Raw genomic sequence first — 17,737 nt, forward strand, 5'->3', positions numbered from 1 at the left:
CCGGAGATGTTTTTTACCATTTGGTCAAGCCACGATTGCAATGCGACGAACCACTGTCAAGGACTGACTTGGGCCACATCCCGGGCATCCCGCGTGCAAATTTTCAGCCTGCCCGGTCGGGCGGCACACCGGAGAGACCGATGCCACAGTCCGTTGACGCGCGTGCCGAAAAAAAGCCCAGCCGCATCCAGCTGCGAAACCGCCGCAAGATCCTCGAGGCCGCTCTGGACGTGTTTTCGCAGCATGGTTTCCGCGGCGCGACACTTGACCAGATTGCCGAGGCAGCCGGTCTGTCCAAGCCCAACATGCTCTACTACTTTGACAACAAGGAAGCCATTCATGTCGAGCTGCTGAGCGCCCTGATGGCAGAGTGGCTTGCGCCGCTGGAAGTCATGGACCCGGACGGCGAGCCGCTGGAAGAGTTGCTGGGCTACATTCGCCGCAAGATGCAGATGAGCCGCACTTATCCCCGCGAAAGCCGACTGTTTGCCAATGAGATCATCCAGGGCGCGCCGCGCATCGGACCTGATCTCAACCAGCGCCTGAAGCCGCTTTTCGACGAGAAATGCGCCTTGATCCGGATCTGGATGCAAGCCGGCAAACTGACGCCGATGGACCCCGGGCATCTGATCTTCTCCATCTGGGCGATCACCCAGCACTATGCCGATTTCGAAGCCCAGGTTCAGGTCCTCATGCCCGACTCAGCTGTTGCCTGGGACACGGCGATGCAGCATGTCGAGACCATGTTCCGAACATTGCTTTCCGCCGAATGAGCGACCGGGGTTTACTGGCTGTTTAGGTTTGTGCGTTTAGGGTCTCGTTATGGACGGGCAGGCACCACCACATTCGCAGATCATGCAGCTGCAAAACTCCGGGCGGATCAATCATGCCTGGTTGGCCCGAATTTTTTCCGCCAATGCCGCCAAAAATGGCGGAGTGGTCCGGCGTAAGATACGTGATGTCCACCGCGAAGTCGGTCGCGCGACCTTCATTGCCGAAGTGCAAAGACGCGGGTTTCACCTCATCACTTGCAGCGACCAGTACTTGGTCATCTGCCACGATGGACAGCTTCGCGTCATCTGCTGAGGCAAAGAAAATTCGGCCGAATTTTCTGAGTGACAGACCAGTGTTTCCCAAGATTTTTCGAACGAAAAATCTTGGGCTCCGCGCTAGACTGCCGCTTTCGCCGCCGCGGGATTGTTCGGATGTGTTGTCCAGTTGGCGTAGTCGGGAAGCACAGTCCGTCCGGTACGGGGGTCCACGGCCCCGGCGGCCATCTGCTCCATGGTGATACAGTCGTCGACCGGGCAGACGTTCACACACAGGTTGCAGGCAACACATTCGTCATCCTTGACGGTGAAGGTCCGGTCTGCGGACATTGCGATTGCCTGATGCGAGGTATCCTCGCAGGCCGCAAAGCACCGCCCGCAGGAAATGCACAGATCCTGATTTATTTTTGCCTTGGCAATGTAGTTCAGGTTCAGGTGCTGCCAGTCGCTCAGGTTTGGCACAGCCTTGCCGATGAGTTCGGACGTGGCGACCATGTCCTTCTTGTCCATGTAGTCGGACAGACCCGAGATCATCTCTTGCACAATCTTGAATCCATAGGTCATCGCAGCCGTGCAGACCTGCACGTTACCGGCCCCCAGCGCCATGAACTCGGCCGCATCCTTCCAGGTGGTCACGCCGCCAATGCCTGAAATCGGCAGGCGCGCCATCTCGGGCGTCCGGGCGATTTCCGCAACCATGTTCAGCGCGATCGGCTTCACCGCAGGGCCGCAATAGCCGCCATGGGCGCCCTTGCCGTCAATCGTCGGTTCGGGTGCGAACAGATCCAGATCCACCGAAGTGATCGAGTTGATCGTGTTGATCAGACTGACGGCATCCGCTCCGCCGCGCATCGCCGCCAGCGCTGGCTGCTTGATATCGGTGATATTCGGCGTCAGCTTTACGATGCAGGGCATCCGGGTGTTCTGTTTGACCCAGCGCGTCACCATCTCGATATACTCGGGAACCTGACCGACGGCGGATCCCATGCCGCGCTCGGACATGCCGTGCGGGCAGCCAAAGTTCAATTCGACGCCATCGGCGCCGGTCTCTTCGACAAGCGGCAGAATTGCTTTCCAGGCCTGCTCCTCGCAGGGCACCATGAGCGAAACCACAATTGCCCGGTCCGGATAGTCGCGCTTGACCGCCTTGATTTCGCGCAGATTCACTTCGAGCGGGCGATCTGTGATCAGCTCGATGTTGTTCAGGCCCAGCAGACGGCGATCGGCGCCCCAAATCGCGCCGTAGCGCGGCCCGTTGACGTTGACCACTGGAGGCCCGGCCTCGCCAAGTGTCTTCCACACCACCCCGCCCCAGCCGGCCTCGAAAGCGCGGCGGACGTTGTATTCCTTGTCGGTCGGCGGCGCCGATGCCAGCCAGAACGGGTTCGGGCTCTTGATGCCCACAAATTCGGTTGTCAGATCAGCCATTGTTCATCTCCTGCCACACGGTCCCGAACGGGGTTCAAGCCGTCACCGCCGCCGTCGCGCCCATCAGCGCGATGTGAATGTTCATCGCGGCATCCCGCCCCTGCGCCACAGCCGTCACCGTGAGATCGTCGCCGCCCGCAGCGCAGTCGCCACCGGCCCAGACCCCGACCACCGAGGTGCGGCCCTCCGCCGACACTGCAATCTTGCGCCCGTCGAGCTCGGGTAACGCATCGCCTTCCAACACCTGACCGATGGCCTTGAAAACCTGGTCGGCGGCAATCCGGAATCTCTCTCCCGTCGGCGCAAGCCCGTCGTCGGTATATTCGAATTCAACTTCACGCACGGCACCGTTGCCATGCACGGCGATGGGCGAGGCATTGGTGATGATCCGCACGCCCTTGGATGCGGCGAGGTCCTGCTCGAACCGGCTGGCGTTCATCCGGTCACGTCCGCGCCGGTACACCATGGTGACATTCGCGGCCCCGAGCAATCTGGCCTGCACCGCCGCATCCACAGCCGTCATTCCGCCGCCGATGACGACCACATCGCGCCCTACCGGCAGCGCCCCAAGGTCCGACGCCTGACGCAGGTCGGAAATGAAGTCCACGGCGTCGAGAACCCCGTCTTTGTCGGCACCCGGCACTTTCAGGGCATTCACGCCACCCAGACCGATGCCCAGAAACACCGCATCATATTCGGCCCGCAATTCCTGCAGGGTGATATCGCGACCCAGTGCCGTACCGGTCTCGAGCCGGATCCCGCCAATCTGCAGCAGCCAGTCCACTTCGCGCGCGGCAAATTCGTCGGTCGATTTGTACGCGGCAATACCATACTCGTTCAGACCGCCGGGCTTGGGGCGGGCATCGAACAGCACAACATCATGACCGAACATCGCCAGCCGATGGGCGCAGGCAAGGCCGGCCGGTCCCGCTCCGACCACCGCAACCGTCTTGCCCGTAAGCGCGGCGCGGGAGAAGGGATGCACTCCGCTCGCCATCAGCCCGTCCGTCGCATACCTTTGCAGCCGGCCGATTTCCACCGGTTTGCCTTCGGCGGCTTCGCGCACACAGGCCTGCTCACAAAGCGTTTCTGTCGGGCAGACCCGGGCGCACATGCCGCCAAGAATGTTCTGGCTCAGAATGGTCTTTGCCGCCGCATCCGGTGTCCCTGTGGCAATCTGGCGGATGAACAGCGGGATATCGATGTCTGTCGGGCAGGCCGTGATGCAGGGCGCATCGTGGCAGAAATAGCAGCGGTCCGCGGCGACCATCGCCTCGTGGTCCCCCAGTGCCGGGTGCAGATCGCCAAAGCCCGCCGCGAGATCGACCGGATCCAACCGTCCTGCCATCACGCCCGGTGCAAATGCTTTCGAGTGCATGTGAAACCTCCGATGTTCTGCTTTCGAAAAGCTGGCACAGCTATATTTTTTTATCAACTGGTAAAATTTAAGCGGCCAAAGAATTCCGTTCCGGTGTCCCTGGCGGACGCGGTCAGCAGCGGGGTTCACCGGGAATTGGAAAATCCGTGGAACTGCCTGATAATCAGGCATCTTTGCCATGCAGAAATGTGCCATCGGCTATTCGCAACGGTGACTGGTTGCTGCAACGCAGCAATACTATCTTACAGCCAACGGGAGGACCGTTAGCAAGGAATCACACCATGGCAATCGCCGCAACACATCCAGTCCGCAGCGCCGAAGCGTCGTCCGGCATTCTCCAAGGCATCTTTTCGTTTCTCGTGCGGATCGCCGAGAGCAATGGCCGCATGAAGGCCGTCGAGCGCCTGAATGCAATGAGCGACGCGGAACTGGCAGCGCGCGGACTTCAGCGCGAAGATATCGTGCGCCATGTCTTCCGGGACATGTTCTACGTCTGACACGCCGCAACGTCGGCACATCGACAGATGAAAAAGGCCGCGTTCCCTGAGGAACGCGGCCTTTTTGCAGGAATGGGGGTCCGCTGCTGCCCGTGTGGCAACAGCGGCTCCGTATCAGTTCTGGGCGTAGTATTCGATGACCAGGTTCGGTTCCATCACCACCGCATAGGGCACGTCGGACAGGCCGGGCGCGCGCACAAAGGTGCAGGTCAGCTTGGAGTTGTCCACGTCCATGTAGTCCGGAACGTCGCGTTCGGTCAGGCTGATGGCTTCGAGGATCGCGGCCATCTGCTTGGACTTCTCGCGCACTTCGATCACGTCGCCTTCTTTCACGCGGTACGACGGGATGTTCACACGCAGGCCGTTCACGGTGACGTGACCGTGGTTCACGAACTGACGCGCGGCAAACATGGTCGCGACGAACTTGGCGCGATAGACCACGGCGTCCAGGCGGCGCTCGAGCAGACCGATCAGCATCTCGCCGGTATCACCGCGCTGACGCTCGGCGTCGCGGAAAATGCGGCGAAACTGCTTTTCGGTCAGGTCGCCGTAATATCCCTTCAGTTTCTGCTTGGCGCGCAGCTGCAGGCCAAAGTCGGAAATCTTGCCTTTGCGGCGCTGACCGTGCTGGCCGGGGCCATATTCGCGGCGGTTAACCGGCGACTTCGGGCGGCCCCAGATGTTTTCGCCCATGCGGCGGTCAATTTTGTACTTGGCAGAGGTGCGTTTTGTCACCGTCTGATCTCCTTCAGTTGGGTGCCGGATACGCCCGGGTGGACGAGTTCGGCGCGGGAAGGGCGTTGTCCTCTGGGCCGGAGCCCTGACAGGTTCTCCCTTGCGGGAGCCACCAACACCAATGAAAGCGCGCTTATAGGCTTGCCTGCGGCAGAGTCAACCATTCCGCAAGCGCCCGGTCCGGACTTTGTGACCGGGGCGGAAGTTTACCGGACCTTAAAGACTCGCGCGCCAATGTATGACCGAGTTCTAGTGGGGCGACGAGCGATGCGAAGACCGATCCACACCGGCGGCGGGCCACGGAATGCACTGGATGCAGCGGTCGAGACCCGCGACAGGAATATCCTTAACATGGTGCAGGAAGCCGTGAGGCACCGGCAGGTCATGCTGGCCTACCAGCCCGTGGTTCAGGCGCGCCACCCGGAGCGCATCGCCTATTACGAGGGCTTGATTCGGGTGCTGGACGAAACCGGCCGGATCATTCCCGCAAACGAGTTCATCGGCGTTGTCGAAGACACCGAAACTGGACGAATCCTGGATTGCCTCGCGCTGGAAAAAGGGCTCGGCACCCTCGCCCGGCACCCCGGTCTGAGGCTGGCCGTAAACATGTCGGCCCGTTCGATCGGGTATCGGAAGTGGATGCGGATTCTGAACCGCGGGCTTGAGGGCAACCCGACGGTTGCGGAACGCCTCATCCTGGAAATCACTGAAAGTTCGGCCATGCTGGTGCCGGAACTGGTGGCGACATTCATGTCCGGCCTGCAGTCCAAGGGCATTTCCTTTGCCCTGGATGATTTCGGCGCCGGCTTCACGGCCTTCCGTCACTTCAAGCAGTTCAACTTTGACTTGTTGAAGATCGATGGCCAGTTCATCCGCGGCATCGCACAGGATGCTGACAATCAGGTCATTACCCGTGCGCTGCTGTCCGTCGCTCAGCAATTCGACATGTTCACCGTTGCCGAATTTGTCGAACGTGCGGACGACTCCGCATATCTGAGCGACATCGGCATCGACTGCCTGCAAGGTTATTATTACGGCGCACCGACCGTGGCACCATATTGGGAAAATGAATTGCGACATCGCGCCTGACAGGCACTCCCCCTTGTCCAACCGTGACGCAATGGCCTATTGACGGTAGGGAAGGGCAGAGGAATCTTGGGGCCGCAAGGCACGGCAACCAAGCCCTCTGCCAATGACCTGGTGGAGGACACATATTGACGAACGTAGTAATCGCATCCGCAGCCCGAACTGCCGTTGGCAGCTTTGGCGGCTCATTTGCAAACACTCCGGCACATGACCTGGGTGCTGCGGTGCTTGAAGCGCTGGTGGAGCGTGCCGGTATCGACAAGAGCGAAGTTTCCGAAACCATCCTCGGTCAGGTGCTGACCGCCGCCCAGGGCCAGAACCCGGCGCGTCAGGCACATATCAACGCCGGGCTGCCGCAGGAAAGCGCCGCCTGGAGCATCAACCAGGTCTGCGGGTCCGGCCTGCGCGCCGTCGCACTGGCGGCACAGCACATTCAACTGGGCGATGCGGCGATCATCTGCGCCGGCGGCCAGGAAAACATGTCGATGTCGCCACATGCCGCGAATCTGCGTCAGGGTCACAAGATGGGCGACATGACCTATATCGACACCATGATCCGCGACGGCCTCTGGGACGCGTTCAACGGCTACCACATGGGCCAGACGGCTGAAAATGTCGCCGAAAAGTGGCAGATCAGCCGCGAGATGCAGGACCAGTTCGCTGTCGCCAGCCAGAACAAGGCCGAAGCAGCGCAAAAGGCTGGCAAATTTGACGACGAGGTGATCGCCTTTACCATCAAGACCCGCAAGGGTGACATCGTGGTCGACAAGGATGAATACATCCGCCACGGCGCAACAATGGAAGCGATGCAGAAGCTGCGCCCCGCGTTCACCAAGGACGGATCCGTCACCGCGGCAAATGCCAGCGGCCTGAACGACGGCGCTGCCGGCACGCTGCTGATGACCGCGGCCGATGCCGAAAAGCGGGGAATCGACCCACTTGCGCGGATTGTGTCCTACGCAACTGCCGGTCTCGATCCGTCGATCATGGGTGTCGGGCCGATCTATGCCTCGCGCAAGGCGCTGGAAAAGGCCGGCTGGAAACCCGAAGACCTGGATCTGGTCGAAGCGAACGAAGCTTTTGCCGCACAGGCCTGTGCCGTGAACAAGGACATGGGCTGGGATCCGGCCATCGTGAATGTCAACGGCGGCGCCATCGCCATCGGCCACCCCATCGGGGCCTCCGGGGCCCGGGTTCTCAACACCCTGTTGTTCGAGATGAAGCGCCGGGGCGCGAAAAAGGGTCTCGCCACACTGTGCATCGGCGGCGGCATGGGTGTCGCCATGTGTGTCGAACGTCCGTAACTCATTGAACCACGGATCGTAATCGGGGCGCTTTTTGGGGCGCCCCGTTTCATGTCAGGCTGACAGCCCCGAGAAAAACCGGGACTTTCTGCAGCGCAGCGTTGTAATATTATTGCGCACGACACCCCAACCCGATAGCAAAGTTACCAAGAAGCACGCAACTGGAGGATAGAATGGCAAGAGTAGCACTGGTCACCGGCGGCAGCCGTGGCATTGGCGAAGCAATTTCCAAGGCCCTGAAGGCCGCTGGCTACAGCGTGGCAGCGACCTATGCCGGCAATGACGAGGCCGCTGCGGCCTTTACCGAGGCCACCGGAATCAAGACCTACAAGTGGAACGTCGCCGACTACGACTCCAGCGCCGAAGGCATTGCCAAGGTCGAAGCCGATCTAGGCCCGATTGACGTGGTTGTCGCCAACGCCGGCATCACCCGCGATGCCCCGTTTCACAAGATGACGCCGACACAGTGGAAGGAAGTCATCGACACCAACCTGACCGGCGTGTTCAACACCGTACACCCAATCTGGCCGGGAATGCGCGAGCGCAAGTTTGGCCGTGTCATCGTGATCAGTTCGATCAATGGCCAGAAAGGACAGTTCGCGCAGGTCAACTATGCCGCGACCAAGGCCGGTGATCTGGGCATCGTGAAAAGCCTCGCCCAGGAGGGCGCGCGCGCGGGCATTACCGCCAATGCGATCTGCCCCGGCTATATCGCGACTGAAATGGTCATGGCCGTTCCGGAAAAGGTCCGCGAGTCGATTATTTCTCAGATTCCCGCCGGTCGCCTGGGTGAGCCCGAGGAAATCGCCCGCTGTGTGGTGTTTCTCGCGTCGGACGACTCGGGCTTCGTCAACGGCTCGACCATCTCGGCCAACGGCGCGCAGTTTTTCGTCTGACGCACTCGCACGTCATGCGCTGAAACTCGACAGACACAGCCCCCGGCCCGCATTGGGTCGGGGGCTTTTATGTGCAACAACGCACCGATGCCGCGCAAATTCTGCGATTTGTGCACGCCCTCCGAAGCTCTATATCCATAAGCAACCGGATGGGAGTTTCCAAAATGCTCAATCAGATTCAAGGCCTGCACCACGTCACCTCGCTCGCGAGTGCCGCGCAGGAAAACAACGATTTCTTTACCAAGGTGCTGGGTCTGCGGCGGGTCAAAAAGACCGTCAACTTTGACGCACCCGAGGTCTATCATCTCTACTACGGTGACGAGACGGGCAGCCCCGGCACCGTGATGACCTACTTTCCGTTTCCACGCGCTGCCCGGGGCCGTCCGGGGACCGGTGAGGTCGGAACGACCGCGTTCAGCGTCCCCAAGGGTGCCCTGGACTGGTGGCAGGACCGCCTTCCCACGTTCGATGTGAAAGGCCTGCACCGGGAAACCCGTTTCGGCGACAGCCGACTGCGGTTTGACGGACCCGATGGCGACGGCTTTGCACTGGTCGAGGTTGATGGCGATGCCCGCACCCCCTGGACCGGCGGGGGCGTGCCCGAGGCGGTGGCAATCCGGGGGTTCCACTCGACTGACATGCGGCTGCGGGACATCGGGGCCAGCACCGAGCTGCTGCGCTTCATGGGCTATGAGACGCTGGAAACCGAGGGCAACATCACCCGCCTGCACGTTCCCGGCGGCAACCAGGCGAATGTGATCGATCTGACCGAGGTCAGTGCCGGTCCTGCCGCGCAGGGGGCCGGTTCTGTCCATCACGTCGCCTTTGCGGTGGAAAACCGGGCCAAGCAGCTTGAGGTCCGCAAGGCCCTGATGGACACCGGCTATCAGGTCACACCGGTGATTGACCGCGACTATTTCTGGGCGATCTACTTCCGCAGCCCCGGTGGCGTTCTTTTTGAAGTGGCGACAAACGAACCCGGCTTTGACCGTGACGAGGACACTGCACATCTTGGCCAGGCGCTCAGACTGCCAAGCCAGCACGAGCATCTGCGCGATGTTCTGGTCAAACAGTATCTGGAACCACTCGATGACTGACTACGTCACCGCAGAAACCCGTGGCACGCCCGGCGCGCCCCTGGTCTTTACGTTCCACGGTACGGGCGGATCCGAAACCCAGTTTCACGGGCTTGCCAGCCAGATTCTGCCGACCGCACATGTCATCTCGCCGCGCGGCGATGTGCTGGAAGGCGGCATGGCACGTTATTTCCGCCGCACCGGTGAAGGTGTGTACGACATGCCGGATCTGGCACGCCGCACCACCGCCATGGCCACGTTTCTGCGGGCGGCCAAAGACCGGGTCGGGGCGGATCGGGTGGTTGCGATCGGCTATTCCAACGGCGCGAATATCGCGGCGTCTGTCGCCCTCGCCCAGCCGGATATCTTTACTGACCTCGTGCTTTTGCACCCGCTGATTCCCTGGCAGCCCGCGGCCCAGCCCGGGCTCGCTCGTCGGCGCGTCCTGATCACGGCCGGTGAAAATGATCCGATCTGCCCGCCGACGCTGACCAGAGCGCTGGTCCGGTATCTTGGTGCTCAGGGTGCCGATGTGACGGAGCACTGGCATTCAGGTGGGCACGAGGTCGTGCAGAGTGAGCTTGAGGCGATGAAGACGTTCCTGACAACGGCCTGACCTGACCACGCCAATCCTCAAAGAAAAACGCCCGATCAGGTGAACGGGCGTTTCGAACGATCATTTAGCGTCGGTGTCGGGACCCCGTACATCAGCACGCAGGTCCCGGCGGGATCAGTGCATCGTCTGTGGCGACAAGCGCGTGATCTCTTCCTTCAGTCGCAATTTCTGTTTCTTCAGATCCGCTATTCGCAGGTCATCCACACCGGGGGATCGTTGCGCCGCCTCCACGGCCTCCGAAAGGGACTGGTGCTTTTTCTTCAGTTCCTGCAAGTGCGAACTCAAGCTCATGTGGACCTCCTGTGAGTGGTTGGATCTACAGTGCAGCACAGATTTTGCCGTCTGTCACGCATTCGTCGCGTCGAGTGCCTAACAGAGCGTTTATTTGCCGTCCCCGGGTCAACCACGTCAGGGAAAGGGCAATGCACCGGCGTTTCGCAGCACAGCGCGCACCTGTGGCTGGTAATGTTCCAGATCCCCCGGGTGCTGGTCACCCGTGTGCAGGATCAGCGGGGCGTGCAGCCGAAACACAGCCCTGCCCGCCTTGCGCCCGCGCATGAGAATCAGTCTCGGGTCACGCCCCGGACGCGGCGCCAGTGGCCAGAGTTGCACCGAACCGAGATGAGCGGTCATCGCGGCGGCCAGGTCGGGCAGACGCTCGGCACTTTGTACAAACGTGACCGTGCCGCCGGGGGCCGTGCGCCGCGCCGCGATTCGCACCCAGTCCGCCAGGTCCAGCCCGCCGGATAGGCCGGTCTCGCGTCCGGAATTGTTGGCCGAGGTGCGTCGCGCCGTTTCGAAATACGGCGGGTTGGCCATGACGTGCTGCATCTGCATCTGCGACAGCGGAGCCGGAAGCGACATCAGATCCGCCGTCACGATGTCAGCCGACAGATCATTCAAAGTCGCGTTGCGACGCGCCAGTTCGGCATAGCCGGGTTGCAGTTCGGCCCCCCACAGCCGCAGTCCCGGCACCCGCGCCCCAAGACAGAGCAACGCCACCCCGGCCCCACAGCCGAGATCGAGCACCGAATCGCCCGGTCGCGCAGGCACGGTGGCCGCGAGCAATACCGGATCAATGCCGGCGCGGTATCCCTGCCTGGGTTGAAACAGGCGCAGCCGCCCGCCCAAAAAGGCGTCGCAGCTCAGTGCTTCGTCGGGAAAGGACCGGATCTGCACGCCTCAACCCCTTTCGAAGGAGACTCCGTTGATCCGCAGGATGCGCATCGCATCGTTGAGATCGTCGCTGCGCACCATCAGTCGGCGCGGCAATATGCCGATGGATCCCTCGAGGACGCTCATGTTTACGTCCAATTCAAAGCTGTCTATACCCTCGTCTTCAAGAAGGGCGCGGGCGCGCGGGATCAGTGTGATGTCATTTGTGCGTAAGAGCTCTTCCATGAATCCGATGTAGTTGCGGCCCGGCGCGATGTCGAGCCTGTGCGGGAGAGATTGATGAGCCTGGATGATGCTGTCGCAAAGCCGCACGAACGGCTGGCCAAGGCCCTGGCCGGGGATCTGGATGCAGTCAATGCGCTGATTCGGACCCGGATGGCATCGAGGCATGCGCCGCGCATCCCGGAAGTCACCGCGCATCTGGTCGAAGCCGGGGGCAAGCGTCTGCGCCCGATGCTGACGCTCGCGGCAGCGCGGATGTGTGGCTATGACGGACCCTACCACGTACATCTGGCGGCGACCGTCGAATTCATCCACACCGCGACCCTGCTGCATGACGATGTGGTCGACGAATCGGGCCAGCGGCGCGGGCGCCCCACTGCGAACCTGCTCTGGGACAACAAATCCAGCGTTCTGGTGGGCGATTACCTGTTCGCCCGCTCGTTCCAGCTGATGACCGAGACCGGCAACATGCGTGTGCTGAGCATCCTGTCGGATGCGGCGGCGACCATTGCCGAAGGTGAGGTGTTGCAGCTGACGGCGGCGCAGGATCTGCGCACCACCGAAGCGGTTTACCTGCAGGTGGTGCGTGGCAAGACGGCAGCGTTGTTCTCGGCGGCCACGCAGGTGGGTGGCGTTATCGCCGGCATGGACGAAGACACGATCGCCGCGCTGCATGCCTATGGCGATGCGCTGGGAATTGCGTTTCAGATCGTCGATGACCTGCTGGATTATCAGGGTGACACCAAAGCGACGGGCAAGAATGTCGGCGATGATTTCCGCGAGCGCAAGCTGACCCTGCCGGTCATCAAGGCTGTCGCACTTGCCGATGCGACCGAACGGGCCTTCTGGGCCCGGGTGATCGAAAAGGGTGACCAGCGGGACGGCGATCTAGAACACGCCATAGACCTGCTCAATGGCCACGGCACCTTGGCGACGACACGCCAGGAGGCGCTGGACTGGGCTGCCACGGCACGTGCGGCAATGCAGCGGCTGCCCGCGTCGGACTTGCGCGACATGCTGACTGGCCTGTCAGACTACGTGGTGGCGCGGATCAACTGACGCCGCGGGCCCGTCGGGTGGGGCAATGGCCCCGCTACTGCGCCGGGCGCGAGAGCTGACCAAGAAGTCGGCCGGACCGCACCCACCATCCCGGGTACTGCGACTGTACCTTCGCCGCCGCCGCTGCGGCGCCGGTGTCCGGGGCGAACAGGGCAAAGCACGTTGCGCCGGAACCGGACATCGCGTGGTGCAGGGCGCCGGTTTGCGAAAGGGCCCTCAGCACCTCGGCGATCCGGGGCTGTAGGGACATCGCCGCCGCCTGCAGGTCGTTGCGCTGCCCGCTCAGCCAGGTTGTCAGGGCCTCGGTCGTGGGCCAGTCGGGAAACTCCGGCGGCATCGGCGGATTGCACGGATCCTGCAGCGCGCGGAACACCTGCGGCGTCGCGACAGAGACCCCGGGATTGACGAGAAGGATGTCACAGTCGGGCAGCCCTGGCACCGGGGTCAGGACGTCACCCACACCGGCCAGCCGCTGAGGCCCGGGCGCCATGCAGACCGGCAGATCCGCGCCCAGCGCCAGCACATCCCGTGGGACAGGAACGCCCCAAAGCTCGGACAGGGCGCGCAGTGTCGCCGCGGCATCGGAAGACCCGCCGCCAATGCCCGAGGCGGCAGGCAGGTGTTTGGTCAGCAGGATTGCGGCGCCCCGCTCCGGGTTCAGAAACCGCGCCGCCCGCAACACCAGGTTGCTGTCGTCCACCGGCACCCCGACCGCCATCGGACCGTCGACGGCCAGACTCAGCCGATCTGAGGCTTCGACCGAGACGGTATCGCCGATGTCGGCAAACACCACGAGAGAATCCAGCAGGTGGTAGCCATCCGCCCGGCGTCCGGTCACATGCAGCGTGAGATTGACCTTTGCCGGGGCAAAGACCTCAGTTGCCATCCGTTTCGGTCGCAACCTTCAGCGGCGGCGCACCCTCTTCTGACAGGACCAGATCAAGCCCGACCTCGAGCTTGCGGCGGATCCGTTTCGGGTCGGCCTCTTCGGTCATCTGTTCCAGATCGACAAAGGACAGTGCCCGGCGCCACTGGAACCGCGCTTCCAGCTTGCGCCCGACCGCCCAGTACACATCGCCCAGGTGATCGTTGACCACGGGATCCACCGCCATCAGCTCGGCCGCGTGTTCCATGTGGCCCACTGCCTCGTCGTAGCGGCCCAACCGGTACAATGCCCACCCCAGAGAATCGACAATATAGCCCTGGTCCGGCTGTGCCGCGACGGCCCGCTCGATCATGGTCAGCGCCTCGTCCAGCTTTTCCTGCTTTTCCACCAGTGAATAGCCCAGGTAGTTCAATACCTGCGGCTGTTCCGGGTTCAGCTCCAGCGCCTTGCGGAAATCCGCCTCGGAGAGCTCCCATCTGTCGAGCCGTTCGTGGGCGATCCCGCGGGCGTAATACAGGAACCACTGCGCCTGATCCGGAGTATCAAAGGTGTCAATGGCGGCGCTATAGGCTGTGACCGCATCATCAAACCGTTCAAGCTGGCGCATCACATCGCCCAGCGTCGACTGCACCACCGGCAGATCGCCGTGGGTCTCGGCCAGCTGTTCCAGCACTTCGACGGCGGCATCCACCTTGCCGCTCAGCCGCAGTGCCCCGGCGCGGCCCAGTTCTGCGGCGTAATAGGTCGGCACGTCGCGGGGCACTTTCTTGAAAGTCTGCACCGCCAGATCATACTGCTCCAGCTTTTCCAGCAGTTCCGCCGAAAGCAGAAGCGCGTCCACATGGTCCGGGCGCAGATACTCGGCCACCCGCGCGTACATCAGGGTGAAATCGTCGTTCTGTTCGTTGGATAGCGCCCCCGCCAGAGTATAGAACACCTCGGCCAACCCGTCGCGGGCGCTGCGCACGTGGGTAAAGGTCAGCGTCTCGCCCGCCACAAGCCTTGCGCGCATCTCGCTCAGACCGGGGTCGATATCGGCGCTGAAGGACTCTTCGATCAGGGTGACCGCATTCGGGTTTTGCTCAAGCTGACTGAGGATTTCCGCCCGGGCCATCACACCACGCCGGGTCAGTTGCATCCCGCCAGCGGCATTGGCGGCAAAGATCGCCTCGGCCCCCTCGAAATCCCCGACAGAGGCCAGCGCCAGAGCTTTGTGATAGGCCGCAAAGGCCGCCAGACCATCGGATTTTGCAACCTCGTCGAACTGCACAAGGGCCGCACTCATGTCGCCCCGTCCCAGCTCGGCCCAGGCCTTGGCCAGCCCGTCAACCAGCGGCCCGACGCCCTTGCTGTCCGAGATCTGCTTGAGAACGTCGGTATAGTTCTCGGCCTTGGCGTGGCCGGCCATCTGCGCCATATACGCGATCTGGCTGGCCATGCCCTGTTCGGTCATCCGGTCAGCCAGCGGCACCGCGCGTTCGAATTCGCCAAGCGAGATGTTGGACAGCACCGCCCGTTCCAGCAGCTCGCCGTTGGACGGATCGAACATGATCACTTTGCCATAATATTCGGCCGCGGCCTTGTAGTCACCGGAATATGTCGCCTGCCGGGCGGCCAGATAATCCCCGGCCAGACTGTTTGCCTGTCCCGAAGCCGGGAGCCCCAGCGCAACCGCCAGGACCACGCCCCGCAGCCTGTGATGTGCCTTACTGCTCAACTGCTTCACTCCGCGATGATATTGGTTTTGCGCAAGCGTAACGTTTGTGACGGTGCCACGCAATGCAGGCAGCCCGCTTCACGCTTCACAGTTTGGAACATCGCGCCGGGCCGCAAGCGTCCCCGAATGGTCCCGCCAGCACACTGGCAGGACCAAGCCCGATCACATGTTCGGATAGTTCGGACCGTCCCCGCCCTGCGGCACTGTCCAGAGGATGTTCTGGCTGGGATCCTTGATGTCGCACGTCTTGCAATGCACGCAGTTCTGAAAGTTGATCACAAAGCGCGGGTCCTTGCCGTCTTCGCGCACCACTTCGTAAACGCCGGCCGGGCAGTAACGCTGTGCCGGCTCGTCGAACTTGGGCAGGTTCACTGTCACCGGCACCGACGGATCCAGCAGCCTGAGATGCGCGGGCTGGCTTTCTTCGTGATTGGTAAAGCTGAAAGAGACGTTGGTCAGCCGGTCGAACGACAGCTTTCCATCCGGCTTGGGGTAGTCGATTTCCTTGAAATCCTTGGCCAGACCGGTCGCCTCTGCATCGTTCTTGCCGTGCTTCAGCGTGCCGAGAACCGAAAAGCCCAGGGTGTTGGTCCACATGTCGAACCCGCCCACCGCAAGCGAGGCCGCCAGCCCGTACTTCGACCACAGCGGCTTGACGTTGCGCACCTTGAAAAGGTCCTTGCCGATGGCGCCGTCGCGCACCTCGGTCTCGTAGGCCGACAGCTCGTCGCCGGACCGGTCCGCCCTGATCGCCGCGAACGCCGCCTCGGCCGCGGCCTTGCCAGACAACATCGCGTTGTGGTTGCCCTTGATGCGGGGCACGTTGACCATGCCGACGGAACATCCCAGCAGGGCCACACCCGGCGCCACCATCTTGGGCATCGACTGATACCCGCCCTCGGAGATGGCGCGAGCACCATAGGCGATGCGTTTGCCGCCCTTCAGCAGTTCAGCCACCATCGGGTGATGCTTGAAACGCTGGAACTCCATGTAGGGGTAGAGATGCGGGTTCTTGTAGTTGAGGTGCACCACAAAGCCGACGTAGACCTGGTTGTTCTCAAGATGGTAGATGAACGACCCGCCACCGGCATTGCTGCCCAAGGGCCAGCCCATGGTGTGCGTGACCGACCCTTCGCGATGCTTTTCCGGGTCGATCTCCCAGATTTCCTTCATGCCGAGGCCGAATTTCTGCGGCTCTTTGCCCTTGCTCAGATCGTATTTTCCGATGACCTCCTTGGCCAGTGACCCGCGCACGCCTTCCCCCAGGAAGACGTATTTGCCGTGCAGTTCCATACCCGGCTCATAGCCCGGACCCTCGGTGCCATCGGGATTCCTGCCAAATTCGCCGGCAACCACGCCTTTGACTTCGCCGTGTTCGCCGTAGACGATCTCGGAACAGGCCATGCCGGGGAAAATCTCGACACCCAGGGCCTCGGCCTGTTCGGCCATCCAGCGGCAGACATTGCCCATCGAGACAATGTAGTTGCCGTGGTTGCTCATCAGCGGTGGCATGGGAAAGTTCGGAATCCGCACCTTCCCCGCTTCGCCCAGCATGAAGAAGTTGTCGTCCTTCACCGGCACATTCAGCGGCGCGCCCTTTTCTTTCCAGTCCGGAATTAACGCATCAAGGCCAACCGGGTCCAGCACCGCGCCTGAAAGGATATGTGCTCCGACTTCCGAGCCCTTCTCCAGAACGACGACGTTGAGCTCCGCGTCCAGCTGTTTCAGGCGGATCGCCGCTGACAGGCCCGCAGGTCCCGCCCCAACGATCACCACATCGTATTCCATTGCTTCGCGCGTGACTTCGCTCATGTCGCTTCCTTTGTTCAAGGGGTGCCCGAACCGTCATTCCGGCAACAATCTTTCGCACTGACCTAACGCGGCAGTGCGGCACAGGTCAATTGCGACACGACGTTTCAGGCCGCGGATGTCTCGGAAATACGGCCCCCTGGCCGGCGGCGCCGTGGATCGGCGCAATAACGCAGCCTGACACGGCACGGCCCTTGCAAATGGGGCACCGTCCGGTTCAGTCTTGCAACGCTGCGGGACACATGCCAGTGACGTTGGCCAGAGAACCCGCCAAATCAAAACCGGCCCGCTCCGCGGGCCGACCCCAAGCGCCGGAAAGACCATGGAAAAGATACCGATGACCCGCGCGGGCCACACCGCGCTTGAAACCGAACTGAAAACGCTCAAATCCATCGAGCGTCCCGCCATCATCCGCGCCATCGCCGAAGCCCGCGAACACGGCGACCTGTCCGAAAACGCCGAGTATCATTCGGCGCGTGAAAAACAGTCGTTTATCGAAGGCCGGATCAAGGAGCTTGAAGGAATCATCGGCCTGGCCGAAGTGATTGATCCCAAGACCCTGTCCGGTACGATCAAGTTCGGCGCGACGGTGACACTGGTCGACGAGGATACCGACGAGGAAAAGACCTGGCAGATTGTCGGCGAACAGGAAGCCAATGTGGAAAAGGGTCTGCTCAACATCCGCTCGCCGATTGCCCGGGCGCTGATTGGCAAGGACGAAGGCGACAGCGTCGAAGTCCGGACACCCGGCGGCGAAAAATCCTACGAAGTGCTCAAGATCTCCTACATCTGACGGATTGGGC

The 17,737-nt window shown here is 62.0% G+C and carries 19 protein-coding genes; 9 read left to right on the forward strand and 10 right to left on the reverse strand.

The window, feature by feature from the left end:
- The first annotated feature begins 140 nt into the window (after nucleotides 1-140).
- Nucleotides 141-773 carry a TetR family transcriptional regulator C-terminal domain-containing protein gene (locus FOY53_RS05385; RefSeq protein ID WP_146586491.1) on the forward strand — a complete coding sequence of 211 codons (633 nt, stop codon included), beginning with the start codon at nucleotides 141-143 and terminating at the stop codon, nucleotides 771-773.
- A 22-nt stretch (nucleotides 774-795) separates the two neighbouring features.
- Here the strand turns inward: FOY53_RS05385 and FOY53_RS24045 are convergent, their stop codons facing one another.
- From FOY53_RS24045 to FOY53_RS05400, 3 genes are all read right to left on the reverse strand, one after another.
- Nucleotides 796-1,059, reverse strand: a complete 264-nt coding sequence (locus FOY53_RS24045) for a hypothetical protein (protein ID WP_222435223.1) — start codon at nucleotides 1,057-1,059, stop codon at nucleotides 796-798.
- Between the two features lie 110 nt (nucleotides 1,060-1,169).
- The gene (preA, locus tag FOY53_RS05395; RefSeq protein ID WP_146586493.1) at nucleotides 1,170-2,477 is read right to left on the reverse strand and encodes an NAD-dependent dihydropyrimidine dehydrogenase subunit PreA; all 1,308 of its coding nucleotides are present in this window, start codon (nucleotides 2,475-2,477) and stop codon (nucleotides 1,170-1,172) included.
- Between the two features lie 34 nt (nucleotides 2,478-2,511).
- Nucleotides 2,512-3,855 (reverse strand): NAD(P)-dependent oxidoreductase, encoded by a 1,344-nt coding sequence (locus FOY53_RS05400; protein ID WP_146586495.1) that lies wholly within the window; start codon nucleotides 3,853-3,855, stop codon nucleotides 2,512-2,514.
- Nucleotides 3,856-4,136: 281 nt separating this feature from the next.
- On the opposite strand from FOY53_RS05400, the gene FOY53_RS05405 reads away from it, so the two are divergent.
- Nucleotides 4,137-4,352, forward strand: a complete 216-nt coding sequence (locus FOY53_RS05405; RefSeq protein WP_146586497.1) for a DUF1127 domain-containing protein — start codon at nucleotides 4,137-4,139, stop codon at nucleotides 4,350-4,352.
- 114 nt (nucleotides 4,353-4,466) lie between these two features.
- On the opposite strand, the gene rpsD is transcribed toward FOY53_RS05405, so the two are convergent.
- A complete protein-coding gene (rpsD, locus tag FOY53_RS05410) occupies nucleotides 4,467-5,087 on the reverse strand; it encodes a 30S ribosomal protein S4 (RefSeq protein WP_146586499.1) in 621 nt (206 codons plus the stop codon).
- Nucleotides 5,088-5,354: 267 nt separating this feature from the next.
- Between rpsD and FOY53_RS05415 the strand changes: the two genes are divergently transcribed.
- The 5 genes from FOY53_RS05415 (at nucleotide 5,355) to FOY53_RS05435 (ending at nucleotide 10,065) form a co-directional block, all read left to right on the forward strand.
- The gene (locus FOY53_RS05415) at nucleotides 5,355-6,176 is read left to right on the forward strand and encodes an EAL domain-containing protein (protein WP_146586672.1); all 822 of its coding nucleotides are present in this window, start codon (nucleotides 5,355-5,357) and stop codon (nucleotides 6,174-6,176) included.
- 125 nt (nucleotides 6,177-6,301) lie between these two features.
- Nucleotides 6,302-7,477, forward strand: coding sequence for an acetyl-CoA C-acetyltransferase (locus FOY53_RS05420; protein WP_146586501.1), 1,176 nt, complete (start codon nucleotides 6,302-6,304; stop codon nucleotides 7,475-7,477).
- Between the two features lie 173 nt (nucleotides 7,478-7,650).
- Nucleotides 7,651-8,373 (forward strand): acetoacetyl-CoA reductase, encoded by a 723-nt coding sequence (gene phbB, locus FOY53_RS05425; protein WP_146586503.1) that lies wholly within the window; start codon nucleotides 7,651-7,653, stop codon nucleotides 8,371-8,373.
- A gap of 164 nt (nucleotides 8,374-8,537) precedes the next feature.
- Nucleotides 8,538-9,470 carry a VOC family protein gene (locus FOY53_RS05430; protein WP_146586505.1) on the forward strand — a complete coding sequence of 311 codons (933 nt, stop codon included), beginning with the start codon at nucleotides 8,538-8,540 and terminating at the stop codon, nucleotides 9,468-9,470.
- On the forward strand, nucleotides 9,463-10,065 hold the full coding sequence (locus FOY53_RS05435; protein WP_146586507.1) for an alpha/beta hydrolase: 603 nt from the start codon (nucleotides 9,463-9,465) through the stop codon (nucleotides 10,063-10,065). Before FOY53_RS05430 ends, FOY53_RS05435 begins: the two co-directional genes overlap by 8 nt.
- A 114-nt stretch (nucleotides 10,066-10,179) precedes the next feature.
- On the opposite strand, the gene FOY53_RS05440 is transcribed toward FOY53_RS05435, so the two are convergent.
- From FOY53_RS05440 to FOY53_RS05450, 3 genes are all read right to left on the reverse strand, one after another.
- On the reverse strand, nucleotides 10,180-10,356 hold the full coding sequence (locus tag FOY53_RS05440; RefSeq protein WP_146586509.1) for a YdcH family protein: 177 nt from the start codon (nucleotides 10,354-10,356) through the stop codon (nucleotides 10,180-10,182).
- 117 nt (nucleotides 10,357-10,473) lie between these two features.
- Nucleotides 10,474-11,244, reverse strand: coding sequence for a tRNA1(Val) (adenine(37)-N6)-methyltransferase (locus FOY53_RS05445; protein ID WP_146586511.1), 771 nt, complete (start codon nucleotides 11,242-11,244; stop codon nucleotides 10,474-10,476).
- 3 nt (nucleotides 11,245-11,247) lie between these two features.
- Complete coding sequence (locus FOY53_RS05450) at nucleotides 11,248-11,466, reverse strand: putative signal transducing protein (protein WP_146586513.1); 219 nt, start codon at nucleotides 11,464-11,466, stop codon at nucleotides 11,248-11,250.
- A 54-nt stretch (nucleotides 11,467-11,520) separates the two neighbouring features.
- Here FOY53_RS05450 and FOY53_RS05455 point away from each other — a divergent pair, with 54 nt between their 5' ends.
- The gene (locus FOY53_RS05455; RefSeq protein WP_146586515.1) at nucleotides 11,521-12,522 is read left to right on the forward strand and encodes a polyprenyl synthetase family protein; all 1,002 of its coding nucleotides are present in this window, start codon (nucleotides 11,521-11,523) and stop codon (nucleotides 12,520-12,522) included.
- Nucleotides 12,523-12,556: 34 nt separating this feature from the next.
- Here the strand turns inward: FOY53_RS05455 and FOY53_RS05460 are convergent, their stop codons facing one another.
- The 3 genes from FOY53_RS05460 to FOY53_RS05470 form a co-directional block, all read right to left on the reverse strand.
- Complete coding sequence (locus FOY53_RS05460; protein WP_146586517.1) at nucleotides 12,557-13,408, reverse strand: 4-(cytidine 5'-diphospho)-2-C-methyl-D-erythritol kinase; 852 nt, start codon at nucleotides 13,406-13,408, stop codon at nucleotides 12,557-12,559.
- Nucleotides 13,398-15,125, reverse strand: coding sequence for a tetratricopeptide repeat protein (locus FOY53_RS05465; protein ID WP_146586519.1), 1,728 nt, complete (start codon nucleotides 15,123-15,125; stop codon nucleotides 13,398-13,400). The genes FOY53_RS05460 and FOY53_RS05465 overlap by 11 nt, the downstream gene beginning before the upstream one ends.
- A gap of 162 nt (nucleotides 15,126-15,287) precedes the next feature.
- Nucleotides 15,288-16,937, reverse strand: coding sequence for an electron transfer flavoprotein-ubiquinone oxidoreductase (locus FOY53_RS05470; RefSeq protein WP_146586521.1), 1,650 nt, complete (start codon nucleotides 16,935-16,937; stop codon nucleotides 15,288-15,290).
- A gap of 319 nt (nucleotides 16,938-17,256) precedes the next feature.
- On the opposite strand from FOY53_RS05470, the gene greA reads away from it, so the two are divergent.
- Nucleotides 17,257-17,727, forward strand: coding sequence for a transcription elongation factor GreA (gene greA / locus FOY53_RS05475; RefSeq protein WP_146586523.1), 471 nt, complete (start codon nucleotides 17,257-17,259; stop codon nucleotides 17,725-17,727).
- Nucleotides 17,728-17,737 lie beyond the last annotated feature (10 nt).

This window comes from Puniceibacterium confluentis (assembly GCF_007923445.1).
Lineage (GTDB): Bacteria > Pseudomonadota > Alphaproteobacteria > Rhodobacterales > Rhodobacteraceae > Puniceibacterium > Puniceibacterium confluentis.

Coding starts and splice junctions, on each gene's coding strand:
- FOY53_RS05385 (WP_146586491.1), top strand. CDS start 141: ATGCCACAGTCCGTTGACGCGCGTGCCGAAAAAAAGCCCAGCCGCATC.
- preA (WP_146586493.1), bottom strand. CDS start 2,477: ATGGCTGATCTGACAACCGAATTTGTGGGCATCAAGAGCCCGAACCCG.
- FOY53_RS05400 (WP_146586495.1), bottom strand. CDS start 3,855: ATGCACTCGAAAGCATTTGCACCGGGCGTGATGGCAGGACGGTTGGAT.
- FOY53_RS05405 (WP_146586497.1), top strand. CDS start 4,137: ATGGCAATCGCCGCAACACATCCAGTCCGCAGCGCCGAAGCGTCGTCC.
- FOY53_RS05415 (WP_146586672.1), top strand. CDS start 5,355: ATGCGAAGACCGATCCACACCGGCGGCGGGCCACGGAATGCACTGGAT.
- phbB (WP_146586503.1), top strand. CDS start 7,651: ATGGCAAGAGTAGCACTGGTCACCGGCGGCAGCCGTGGCATTGGCGAA.
- FOY53_RS05430 (WP_146586505.1), top strand. CDS start 8,538: ATGCTCAATCAGATTCAAGGCCTGCACCACGTCACCTCGCTCGCGAGT.
- FOY53_RS05435 (WP_146586507.1), top strand. CDS start 9,463: ATGACTGACTACGTCACCGCAGAAACCCGTGGCACGCCCGGCGCGCCC.
- FOY53_RS05440 (WP_146586509.1), bottom strand. CDS start 10,356: ATGAGCTTGAGTTCGCACTTGCAGGAACTGAAGAAAAAGCACCAGTCC.
- FOY53_RS05450 (WP_146586513.1), bottom strand. CDS start 11,466: ATGGAAGAGCTCTTACGCACAAATGACATCACACTGATCCCGCGCGCC.
- FOY53_RS05455 (WP_146586515.1), top strand. CDS start 11,521: ATGAGCCTGGATGATGCTGTCGCAAAGCCGCACGAACGGCTGGCCAAG.
- FOY53_RS05460 (WP_146586517.1), bottom strand. CDS start 13,408: ATGGCAACTGAGGTCTTTGCCCCGGCAAAGGTCAATCTCACGCTGCAT.
- FOY53_RS05470 (WP_146586521.1), bottom strand. CDS start 16,937: ATGAGCGAAGTCACGCGCGAAGCAATGGAATACGATGTGGTGATCGTT.
- greA (WP_146586523.1), top strand. CDS start 17,257: ATGGAAAAGATACCGATGACCCGCGCGGGCCACACCGCGCTTGAAACC.